The organism is Bacillus sp. EB106-04-04-XG123 (genome assembly GCF_058791855.1).
The window spans coordinates 364,238-376,109 of the sequence record NZ_JBYTDZ010000002.1 but is presented as its reverse complement, the minus strand read 5'-3'; the positions used below and the strand labels follow the sequence as shown (position 1 = coordinate 376,109).

The 11,872-nt window shown below is 41.4% G+C and carries 9 protein-coding genes; 8 read left to right on the top strand and 1 reads right to left on the bottom strand.

Annotated features, from left to right (window positions below):
* Positions 1 to 39: 39 nt before the first annotated feature.
* From AC3WTB_RS07370 to uvrA, 3 genes are all read left to right on the top strand, one after another.
* Positions 40 to 285, top strand: coding sequence for a CsbA family protein (locus AC3WTB_RS07370; protein ID WP_025093987.1), 246 nt, complete (start codon positions 40 to 42; stop codon positions 283 to 285).
* Between the two features lie 279 nt (positions 286 to 564).
* Positions 565 to 2,550, top strand: coding sequence for an excinuclease ABC subunit UvrB (uvrB, locus tag AC3WTB_RS07365; RefSeq protein WP_099663655.1), 1,986 nt, complete (start codon positions 565 to 567; stop codon positions 2,548 to 2,550).
* A 7-nt stretch (positions 2,551 to 2,557) separates the two neighbouring features.
* Positions 2,558 to 5,434 carry an excinuclease ABC subunit UvrA gene (uvrA, locus tag AC3WTB_RS07360; protein WP_064497992.1) on the top strand — a complete coding sequence of 959 codons (2,877 nt, stop codon included), beginning with the start codon at positions 2,558 to 2,560 and terminating at the stop codon, positions 5,432 to 5,434.
* A 34-nt stretch (positions 5,435 to 5,468) separates the two neighbouring features.
* Here uvrA and AC3WTB_RS07355 read toward each other — a convergent pair whose 3' ends face one another.
* Complete coding sequence (locus tag AC3WTB_RS07355) at positions 5,469 to 5,699, bottom strand: hypothetical protein (RefSeq protein WP_034281058.1); 231 nt, start codon at positions 5,697 to 5,699, stop codon at positions 5,469 to 5,471.
* Positions 5,700 to 5,896: 197 nt separating this feature from the next.
* Between AC3WTB_RS07355 and AC3WTB_RS07350 the strand changes: the two genes are divergently transcribed.
* From AC3WTB_RS07350 to AC3WTB_RS07330, 5 genes are all read left to right on the top strand, one after another.
* Positions 5,897 to 6,232 carry a membrane protein gene (locus AC3WTB_RS07350; protein ID WP_041088094.1) on the top strand — a complete coding sequence of 112 codons (336 nt, stop codon included), beginning with the start codon at positions 5,897 to 5,899 and terminating at the stop codon, positions 6,230 to 6,232.
* Between the two features lie 11 nt (positions 6,233 to 6,243).
* Entirely contained in the window at positions 6,244 to 7,335 is a 1,092-nt protein-coding gene (locus AC3WTB_RS07345) for a DUF4097 family beta strand repeat-containing protein (RefSeq protein ID WP_099663656.1), read from the top strand.
* 6 nt (positions 7,336 to 7,341) lie between these two features.
* Entirely contained in the window at positions 7,342 to 7,536 is a 195-nt protein-coding gene (locus tag AC3WTB_RS07340) for a PspC domain-containing protein (protein ID WP_024423578.1), read from the top strand.
* Complete coding sequence (locus AC3WTB_RS07335; protein ID WP_024423577.1) at positions 7,537 to 7,923, top strand: phage holin family protein; 387 nt, start codon at positions 7,537 to 7,539, stop codon at positions 7,921 to 7,923.
* 94 nt (positions 7,924 to 8,017) lie between these two features.
* The gene (locus tag AC3WTB_RS07330; RefSeq protein WP_492333535.1) at positions 8,018 to 11,872 is read left to right on the top strand and encodes a lamin tail domain-containing metallophosphoesterase family protein; all 3,855 of its coding nucleotides are present in this window, start codon (positions 8,018 to 8,020) and stop codon (positions 11,870 to 11,872) included.

Sequence of the window (11,872 nt, the reverse complement as noted above, 5' to 3'; positions counted from 1 at the left end):
TATAATCAAGGAAGTAGACCATGAAGAGGGAGGGTTTTTGTGATTACAAAAGCCATATTTGCACTAGTTTTTCCTTTCCTGCTCGTTATTTTATTTTCAAAGGTTACTTATAATCATTACGTAGGCATTGCGTTAACAGCAGCGCTTTTATTTGCTTCGTATATGAAAGGCTATACAGAAACCTACTTTATTGTGGGATTAGATATTATTTCTTTAGTAGCTGGGGCTTTGTTTATGGCTAAAAAAGAAATCGAAAAGAGAGAAAAAGCTGAAAAACATCAATGATGTTATCTCAATGCTGAAAGCTGACATGTTTTAAACAAGAGCTGTGCTTACGATTTCTAGTAAGCACAGCTTTCTTTTTCTGCTCATCGAATATCTCACTCCAAAATGTTCCATACTGAAAGGAAGGTTTTCTTAAGAGGGTTATTTGCCAAGGGAGAGAGGGTATGACTGTATTGGAAATAAAAATCAAGTGAGAGCCGAACTTTAGTTCGTATTTTTGTGTTCTTTTATGATAATATATTCATTAGATAGATTTCGTAACGAAACGGAGGCTTTGATGTGAGTGACCGCTTTGAATTAGTTTCTAACTATCAGCCCCAAGGAGATCAGCCAAAGGCGATTGAAAAGCTTGTTGAGGGGATCCATCAGGGGAAACAGCATCAAACGCTGTTAGGTGCTACAGGTACGGGAAAGACCTTTACTGTCTCCAACCTGATCAAAGAAGTGAACAAACCGACTCTTGTCATTGCGCATAATAAGACACTTGCCGGTCAGTTATACAGCGAATTCAAGGAATTTTTCCCGAATAATGCTGTTGAATATTTTGTGAGTTACTATGATTATTATCAGCCAGAGGCATATGTACCTCAGACCGATACATTTATTGAGAAAGATGCCAGCATCAATGATGAGATTGATAAGCTGAGACACTCGGCTACGTCCTCGTTATTTGAGAGAAGGGATGTCATCATCATTGCCAGTGTGTCCTGTATTTATGGCTTAGGTTCGCCAGAGGAATACAGAGAGCTTGTACTGTCTTTGCGCACTGAAATGGAGATTGAACGCAATCAGCTCCTTCGTAAGCTGGTGGATATTCAGTATTCTCGTAATGATATAGATTTTCAGCGCGGAACCTTCCGAGTCAGAGGAGACGTCGTTGAGATTTTTCCTGCTTCACGAGATGAGCATTGTATCAGAGTGGAGTTTTTCGGTGATGAAATTGAACGTATTCGTGAAGTGGATGCGTTGACTGGAGAAATACTTGGTGATCGTGATCATGTGGCCATTTTCCCAGCATCTCACTTCGTCACAAGAGAAGAAAAAATGGAAAAAGCCATTATCAATATTGAACAAGAGCTAGAAGAACAGCTCGAAAAGCTTCGCGAAAATGGAAAATTACTTGAGGCGCAGCGCCTTGAGCAGCGGACAAGATATGACCTTGAGATGATGAGAGAGATGGGTTTTTGTTCAGGAATCGAGAATTATTCAAGACATCTGACCTTGCGTCCTCCTGGTTCAACACCTTACACACTGCTTGATTATTTCCCAGATGACTTTATGATTGTTGTCGATGAATCGCATGTGACGATTCCGCAAATCCGTGCCATGTACAACGGGGACCAAGCGAGAAAGCAAGTGTTGGTTGATCACGGATTCCGCCTGCCATCAGCACTTGATAACAGACCGCTCACCTTTGATGAGTTTGAAAAGCATATCAATCATATCGTTCATGTATCAGCAACGCCTGGTCCATACGAGCTTGAGAAAACGCCTGAGGTTGTGGAACAAATTATCCGTCCAACAGGATTACTTGATCCAATTATTGAAGTCCGTCCGATTGAAGGACAAATTGATGACTTAATTGGAGAAATTCATTCACGAGTTGAGAAAAATGAGCGTGTGCTCGTGACCACATTGACGAAGAAAATGTCTGAGGATCTTACTGATTACTTAAAAGAAATCGGAATCAAGGTAAATTACCTGCATTCAGAAATTAAGACCCTTGAGCGGATTGAGATTATCCGTGATTTGCGTCTCGGTAAATATGATGTGCTTGTTGGAATCAACCTTCTTCGTGAAGGACTGGATATTCCAGAGGTGTCGCTCGTGGCCATTTTAGATGCGGATAAAGAAGGCTTTTTGCGCTCTGAAAGATCCCTCATCCAGACGATTGGCCGTGCAGCGAGAAATGCAGAAGGCCGGGTCATTATGTATGCAGACAATATGACGAAATCGATGGACATTGCGATTCAAGAAACGAAGCGAAGACGAGAACAGCAAGAAGCATATAACGAGAAATTTGGGATTACCCCACAAACCATCCATAAGAAAATTCGAGATGTTATTAAGGCAACAAAGATACATGAGGATTCGGAAGAATACGAAACAAAAGCAGCACCAAAGCTTTCGAAAATGAGCAAAAAAGAAAGAGAAAAAGTGATCGAAAAAGTCGAGATGGAAATGAAAGATGCAGCAAAAGCGCTTGATTTTGAAAAAGCAGCAGAATTAAGAGATCTATTGCTAGAGCTAAAAGCGGAAGGATGATTGCCTGATGGCTATGGAACGAATAGAGGTGAAAGGTGCTAGAGCCCACAACCTTAAAAATATTGATGTGAATATCCCGCGTGACCAGCTAGTGGTCATTACGGGATTATCTGGTTCAGGAAAATCGTCGCTTGCCTTTGATACCATTTATGCAGAAGGTCAGCGCAGGTACGTTGAATCTCTTTCAGCGTATGCACGCCAATTTCTTGGGCAAATGGATAAACCGGATGTAGATGCCATTGAAGGTCTTTCTCCGGCGATTAGTATTGACCAGAAAACGACGAGCCGAAACCCTAGATCAACAGTTGGTACTGTCACTGAAATTTATGATTATTTGCGTCTCTTGTATGCTCGAGTCGGAAAACCGATTTGTCCTATACATGGGATTGAAATTACGTCACAAACGATTGAGCAGATGACAGATCGTATTTTAGAGTATCCTGAAAGAACGAAATTACAAGTGCTTGCGCCAGTTGTTTCCGGCCGCAAAGGAACACATGTGAAAGTACTTGATCAAATTCGGAAGCAGGGCTATGTACGAGTGAGAGTCGATGGAGAGATGGAAGACCTTTCAGAAGATATCGAGCTTGAAAAGAACAAGAAGCATTCCATTGAAGTAGTTATTGATCGTATCGTGGTGAAGGAAGGTGTGGCTGCTCGTCTGTCTGACTCACTTGAAACCGCGCTTCGGCTGGGTGAAGGCCGAGTGATGATTGATGTGATTGGACAAGAAGAGCTGTTATTCAGCGAACATCATGCTTGTCCGCATTGCGGGTTCTCTATTGGTGAACTTGAGCCGAGAATGTTTTCATTTAATAGTCCTTTTGGTGCCTGCCCGAGCTGTGATGGGCTCGGTTCCAAACTAGAAGTCGACCCTGAGCTTGTCATTCCTAATAAGGATCTGACTTTACGTCAGCATGCCATTGCACCATGGGAGCCGCAAAGCTCGCAATACTATCCTCAGCTTCTTGAGGCCGTATGTACACATTATGGCATCGACATGGACATTCCAGTGAAAGATATCCCATCGCATTTATTCGATAAAATTTTATATGGAAGCGGATCTGAACGGATTTATTTTAAATACGAAAATGATTTTGGACAGGTACGTGAAAATGAAATTGAGTTTGAAGGTGTTCTTCGTAATATTGAACGACGCTATAAAGAAACCAGCTCTGATTATATTCGTGAGCAAATGGAAAAATATATGGCGAATCAGCCATGTCCGACATGTAAAGGATATCGTCTGAAAAAAGAAACGCTGGCGGTTCTCATCAATGGCAAGCATATCGGAGAAATCACCGATTTGTCTGTCTCTGATGCCCTTGATTTCTATGAAAAAATCGAGTTGTCTGAGAAAGATTTGCAGATTGCCCAGCTCATTTTGCGTGAAATCAAAGAGCGCTTGTCTTTCTTAAATAATGTGGGATTAGATTATCTGAATTTGAGCCGGTCGGCTGGCACACTATCAGGTGGGGAAGCGCAGCGGATTCGTCTGGCGACTCAAATCGGGTCAAGGCTGACAGGTGTTCTTTATATATTAGATGAACCATCCATTGGTCTGCATCAGCGCGATAATGACCGGTTGATCGGGACGTTGAAAAACATGCGCGACATCGGGAACACACTAATTGTCGTCGAGCATGATGAAGATACCATGCTAGCCGCTGACTATTTAATAGATATTGGACCTGGAGCAGGAGTTCATGGAGGAGAAGTGATTTCAGCTGGAACGCCAGAAGAAGTCATGAAGGACCCGAAATCATTAACAGGGCAATATTTATCTGGTGAGAAATTTATTCCGCTGCCAATTGAGAGAAGAAAGCCTGACGGCCGCTATATTGAGATAAAAGGTGCAAAAGAAAACAACCTGAAAAACGTGAATGCGAAGTTTCCTCTTGGCGTCTTTACAGCTGTGACCGGAGTATCCGGCTCAGGGAAAAGTACGCTTGTGAATGAAATTCTATTAAAATCACTTTCACAAAAGTTGCACAGAGCGAAGGCGAAGCCAGGGCAGCACAAAGAAATCAAAGGAATGGATCATTTGGATAAGGTCATTGATATTGATCAATCTCCAATTGGCCGTACACCGAGATCGAACCCTGCCACGTATACAGGTGTCTTTGATGATGTGCGGGATGTGTTTGCACAAACCAACGAAGCAAAGGTAAGAGGTTATAAAAAAGGCAGATTCAGTTTTAACGTCAAAGGCGGGCGCTGTGAGGCGTGCCGCGGGGATGGCATCATTAAAATTGAAATGCACTTTTTGCCAGATGTGTATGTACCTTGTGAAGTGTGTCACGGGAAACGTTATAACCGTGAAACTCTTGAGGTCACATATAAAGGGAAGAACATTGCTGATGTGCTGGAAATGACGGTGGAGGACGCACTCCAATTTTTCGAGAATATCCCGAAAATTAAGCGGAAGCTTCAAACGATTTATGATGTGGGGCTTGGATACATTACACTTGGACAGCCTGCAACAACATTGTCCGGAGGAGAGGCGCAGCGCGTGAAATTGGCATCTGAGCTTCACCGCCGTTCAAACGGAAGGTCTCTTTACATTTTGGACGAGCCGACAACAGGTCTGCATGTGGATGATATTGCCCGTTTATTAAAAGTGCTTCAGCGTTTGGTTGAGAACGGTGATACAGTGCTGGTCATTGAGCACAACCTTGACATTATCAAGGCTGCTGATTACCTCGTTGATCTAGGACCAGAAGGCGGTGCAGGCGGCGGAACGATCATTGCCTCTGGCACTCCTGAGGACATTGCAAAAGAAGAAGCATCTTACACAGGCCAATACTTGAAGCCTATTTTAGAGCGTGATCGTAAGCGTATGAAACAGCTGGTCAAAGAAACAGAAAGTGTGACTTCTTCATAAAGAAAACCCCTCTTTTTATAGAGGGGTTTTTCTTTTATTGCACATCTTCCTTCGGCATTAAATTACTGAGGTGCGTTAAATCCTTTAAAATATGCGTGCTGCTGCTGTCGAGCAGTACCTTTAAATAACGGATATCACCATACTTTGGATGAGACGGATGAATGGTCTCAAGCTCCTTGATCATATCGCTGTTCATGCTTTTCTGTTTCTGTATAAGGTCTAAAAGCGTTTGAGCCGTGTGGTTTGAATTATGATGATCTGTCAAAATAATTACCCCCTATAATGATAATCACCATCTTTTCAACATATTTTAAAGGGTAATCTGTGAAGAATCTACTCTTAGGTGCAAAAAGAAATAATTTGTGTCTAAGGTCATATGTAAATCGAATGATTTTGAAACTTTTTATACGCAATAAACGTATGAGTTAGAAAGGAATTTTCGTTATGAAGGAGCGAATATATATGAATAGAGATCAGTCGATTATTGCTTCTATTTGTTACTTTAGTGTATTTTTTATGCCGTTTATCGTACCGATCGTGGCGGTTTTTGTAGTAGACCAAAAGGAAACGAAACGGCATGCGATGCGGGCATTATGGTCACATCTTTTGCCGGTCGCAGCGTGCATTCTATTGGTATTTGGGTCTATCCCGTTTTTATTGGCGACACAGGCAGGCGACTCGCTCATTCCAGTCATGACGGTGTTCATCTTGTCTTTTTTAGTAGCCATTGGCTTTTTGATCTCTGTCATTTGGAATATCATTCAAGGTATTAAAGTACTTCAATCCATCAAATCTTAGGAGGGCTTTGTATGAATGAAAAAGAACGAATTTTAAAATTAGTAGAAGACGGGGTATTATCAGCAAAAGAAGCAATCACGCTGTTAGAAAAATTAGAAGAAGGTCAGTCCGTCTCATTAGAAAAGTCTACGGCTGATCACACCTTTCATGAAGAAAAAGTTGGAGCAGAGAGTAAAGGAAACGGCACCGAAAATCTTGGGGCAAAGCTGTTTGGCTGGTTAGATACTGCAGTGAAAAAGGTAAAAGACGTGGATCTTGATTTGAACTTTGGACAGTCCGTTGATGTTGAGCATATTTTTCAGTTCAAAGACGCCTCGCTCTCTCATTTAGATATTCAATTAGCGAACGGCAGCCTCAATGTGATGCCTTGGGACGATCGAGATATTCGAGCAGAGTGTCATGCGAAAATCTACCGGGCAGAGGATGGAGAGCAGGCAAGACAGCAATTTCTCAATCAATTGGACTGCGGGCTTGAAGGAGATAAATTTTTTATTCGAACCGAAAAGAAGACGATGAAAGTCAATGTTACTTTATACGTACCGCGTATCCAATACGATAAGATCAAGGTCAAGCTGTTTAATGGGCCGATTCGCGGGGAAAAGCTAAAGACAAAAGAACTTGCCGCGAAAACCACAAATGGTGTTGTCTCTTTTGCCTCGTTACAGGCAGAAAAAGTCGGAATTGAAACAGCAAACGGACAAATCAAACTGGCAGATCACGAGTGTGGTATGATTGAAGTAGAAACCATCAATGGGCTCATAGACCTGCGCGGAAAAAGTGAATCAATTGATGCCCAAAGCTTTAACGGAAATATTGCGGTTCAGCTGTCAGATGAAAAGTGCCGTTCCATCTATGCGAAAACGACAACAGGCAGTGTGGACGTTCAGATCCCGCGCGCATGTGCAGTGACCGCTGAGCTGAAAAGCAATCTCGGGTCTATCTCTCACGATTTACTTGATGCAGAGATGATTAAAGAAAAAAATGAAACATTACAAAAAGAGAAAATGATCAAAGCCAATCAACAAGCGGCACACAGTATATCCATTTTTGCAGAAACAAAAACAGGCTCAATACAAGTAAAGCACCAATCAGACAAGGAGTGATTCTACATGAAGAAACTTTATCGTTCAGCAACAGATAAAAAAATAGCGGGTGTTGTTGGTGGACTTGCGGAATATTTAAGTGTTGATGCATCGCTGCTTCGCATTTTAACCGTCATCATCGGATTTTTGACAGCATTTATGCCGATCTTCCTGATCTACTTCATCTGGTATTTTGTTGTTCCGGAAGAAGGCACTAAATAAATGCTTAGATGGATCGTCAGTATTTTAGTAAATGCATTACTTTTAATCGTCATTGCTGGATATTTTGATTCAGGCATTTTGCCTGGGCTCGGGAGCGTGTATATTGAAGGATTTGGCGCAGCCATTGTGGCAAGTATCATTTTGTCCTTGCTCAATATTTTAGTGAAGCCGTTTTTGATCATTTTAACGCTTCCAGTGACCGTCCTTTCTCTAGGATTGTTCTTATTTGTCATCAATGCCATTACACTCATGATGACATCGAGCTTTATGGGAGATAGCTTTAACATTGATGGATTCGGAACGGCCATTTGGATGGCTGTCATTTTGTCCATTTTCCATCTGTTGATACAAAAAGGAATCGTAGAGCCGTTAGCGAAAAAAAGCTAACGGTTTTTTTGTGCAAATTTGTATCGTTTCTCCGTTCCATCTGACATAAAAACCACCTTCAGGAGACACAATATCCGAAGGGAGGCGGTGCAAGATGGTGAACGTGAGCAGACAAATCATGCTTTTATGTTTTTTTATCATTCTTTTTTGTTTCAGTCAGCCTGCTTTAGCAGGGCCTTTTCTTCAAACAGAAGTGAATGTACCGGACAAGCCTTTTTCGCCTTTTATCTTTGATCAATTTCATGTGGATGTCCGCCCTGTTCAAGGAAAAAGCCATGACCTTCAGTTTCGTGCGTCCATTAGTGACCAAGAACAGATTTTGTCTGCGAACTTGTATTATAAACAAAGTGATGAACTGGGGTATCGCTTGATTCCAATGGAACGGCTGCCCGGAATGAAGCCAGAATTTACAGCGAAAATTCCGCCAGATCAATTATGGAATCCAACCGTTCATTACTATACAGAGTTCCTTACGCAAAAATCAGTGATCAAAACAGCAGAGAAATCGGTACATTTAAATGGATTTGAAGAGGATCTTTCGCATATTCCGGACTTATTCATCACAGAAATTGTCGTTAATTCAAAAAACCGAAAAGGCAAAGATGCTTTTGAGTTTATCGAAGTGTATAACACGACGCATGCGCCTATCTCACTTAAACATTATCAGCTCCGCTACCGCAATCCCACGCAGGGTATCGAATTGGATGATGTATATTCCTTTCATAAAAATCCAGTCACCATTTCACCTGGAAAACCTTATGTTTTTTGGCTGAGAAAAAAAGGGCAGGAGCATTTAACTGTAGCGGACTTTAATGCCATGTACAAAAGCCAATTAAAAGAGGGCGAGCATCTAACCATTATCGAGAGCAAAGGGCTGTCCAACTCTAAATCTCGTCTTGTTTCGATCACAACAAATATAGGTGAAGAGATTTCTTCTGCCGCATTTCGTTTGAAGCCATCATGGTTTAGCGAGCATAAATCCTTGCTGTTTAAGTATCCAATGGATGGTACGACGCAGACGAAGCTGATTTCGAAAATTGAGGAAGAGCCCACTCCAGGTAAAGTGCTAAAAGCACAAATTCCATCTGAGAAAAAGGAAATTTCTCAAGATATCCATAAACCTGTGATTGAAGATATGACGATAAGGAAACCGGTGAAACCAACTGAAAGCGTAGAGATTAAAGCAGATGTCCAGGATGATCATGCCGTGAAAACCGTCAAGCTGCGTTATCGAACGAATCGAAAAGAAGCGTTCAAGGAAATACTGCTGCAAAAAGACCAAAATGACCGGTTATTTCATCATATTATTTATTCACCTGAGTTGATTGGGAAGGAACAATTGGAATATCAGCTTGAAGCGTCAGATGGCGAAAATGAAGCCAAGACGTTGAAAAAAGCGGTTGATGTGGAGCAGGTTAGCAAAGCCCACGGTCTCCGATTCAATGTAGAAGAGGGAGATACGGTTTCAGGGTTATTTTCATTAAAGGCAACGTCTGATCAGAAAAAAAGCATCGAATTACGGATAGATGGAAAACGGAATCAGCAAGTATCCGCTGCCCTTGAAGCAGATCCATATATCGCATTTGATGTCAAAGGAACAAATTTATATTTTAAAAATGGTGTATCTATAGGTAAGCGTCTACTTTCTGTTTTTGATGATTCGACAAAAGTGTATCGTACCTATACAATGCCAATACCAGAAGAAGAGATAAAAAAGGCAGGTCTCCAAACGATCTCATTCCACGCTGGCACAAAGTCTTCTCCGATAGACAGGCTCCCTGGAGAGAATCATGATGATTTTGAAATGAAAAACGTTAGGATGATCTTATCGAATGGAACACAAATTCAGCCAATCAATGCGAAGCCGCAAAAGGAATGGAGAATGGGAGACAGCGGGAACGCAAAAAAGGTTAGAACGTTTCAATTTGAGATTCCAAAAGAGGCTTATGTCTCAACCTATATAAAGTGGGATACAAAAAGGCTGAAAGAAGGGCCGCACCTAATTGAGGCCAAAACCTCAGACGAGCATGCTTCAGTACGTGTGAAAGTTGATAACACTGGGCCGAGAATTAAGACCAACGTACAAGCAAAGGATCAATATAAAGGCGCCTTTACATTAAAAGCAAAAGTAACGGATCGTTGGAGTGATATAGAAGAGTTGAAGGCGTATGTAGATGGCAAACCAGTTTCTTTGCCATATCAGACGTCCTCTAGTGAATTAAAGCCTGGGAAGCACACGTTTATGGTCAAAGCAAAAGATGCTGCTGGGAACATGTCGACGTTGAAAAAAGAGTTCAAGACGGTACATGAGCATCCAGAAACACCAGAACGGGTGGCAGATAAGACGAAAATGAAATCATCAAAGCAAACTGTGCTAACCAAGGATCCAACCAATGATAAGTTAGATTACTCTTTTTATCGTGCCTATCAATATACATCGCTGCATCCTTCAATGAAGATTTTTAAGTATGCAGCAGAGACAGAGCCGCCAAAGAGTTTTCTTCAAAAAGGAGAAATGATTTTTTCTGATCAAGAAAGGAACCGCATTGCATTTGTTGATGGGAAGGCAGTTGAAACGAAGGATTTACAGCGTTTTCCTTATCATCGTTTTCAAATTAAGGTTCATCATGATGTGCGCGAAAAGGATGTCGTCGAAGCTGTATGGAAAGGGAGTTCATTGTCGGGGAGAAAGGTGACAATGTACGCATGGAATCACCAGCAGGAAAAGTGGGATAAAATCACTCATCACTTTGCGAAGGATCAAAAGGAATTTTACCTAAAAGGGCTGCTGTCAGTGAGACAGTACATGAAGAATCAAACGTTTGATTTGCTAGTACAGGATGAAATCAGCAAATCACAAAAGCCATATAAGATGGTGTGGATGTCTGACACTCAATATTATGCAAAGAGCTATCCTCATATCTTTAAACAAATGGTCGAATGGATCAGAGATCAGAGGGAGAAATTAAACATTCAATATGTGTTCCATACAGGCGATATTGTGGATGATTCAAAGGATAAGCAATGGCACCGTGCTGATACATTTATGCGTGTATTAGATGAGAATCACATTCCCTATGGTGTTTTAGCAGGAAATCATGATGTTAGACACAAGGACGGTTTATATGCGGAATACGGGAAATATTTCGGGGAAAAACGCTTTGCTGATAAGCCTTACTATGGTGAATCCTATCGAAACAATAAAGGTCATTATGATCTCATCTCTGCCGGCGGCAATGATTATATGATGGTGTACATGGGCTGGGGGATTAAGCAAGATGAAATTGATTGGTTAAACCGCGTGATTTCTGAGCATCCAGATCGTATTGTCATTTTAAATTTCCATGAGTATTTGCTAGTGAGCGGCAACCGAAGCCCGATTGGCGATCTCATCTTCCATCAAGTGGTGAAACGCCATCCTAATATTGTGGCAGTATTTAGCGGCCACTACCATGGAGCCAGCAGGAAAGTAGATGAGCTTGATGATGACCATGATGGAAAAGCAGATAGGAAAGTATATCAAATACTCGCCGATTATCAGTCAGGACCTGAAGGTGGGCAAGGGTTTATGAGGGTCATAACAGCGGATCAAGAAAAAAATCAACTTCATTTTACAACATATTCACCTTACTTGAATAAAGAGCATTTTTACGATCCTAAAACGTATGGAGATCAAGATGAATTTTCAATCGATGTGGATTTGACACCGAAAATGAAATCGGTCAAAACCAATTATTTTGAACTCAATGTGTATACGAATGTTCTTCTAGGAGAAGCGCGCGGCGTAAAAAGCGGCAAAAAAGCGAGCTTTGAGTGGAAGGGCTTAAAGCCAAATGAAGATTATTATTGGTACACTGTAGCAAAAGATCGTTTCCAAGGAAAAGCCATTTCACCAATATGGAAAATTCATACAAAAAATGATGATGAAACAAAATTTCTTAGGAAATAA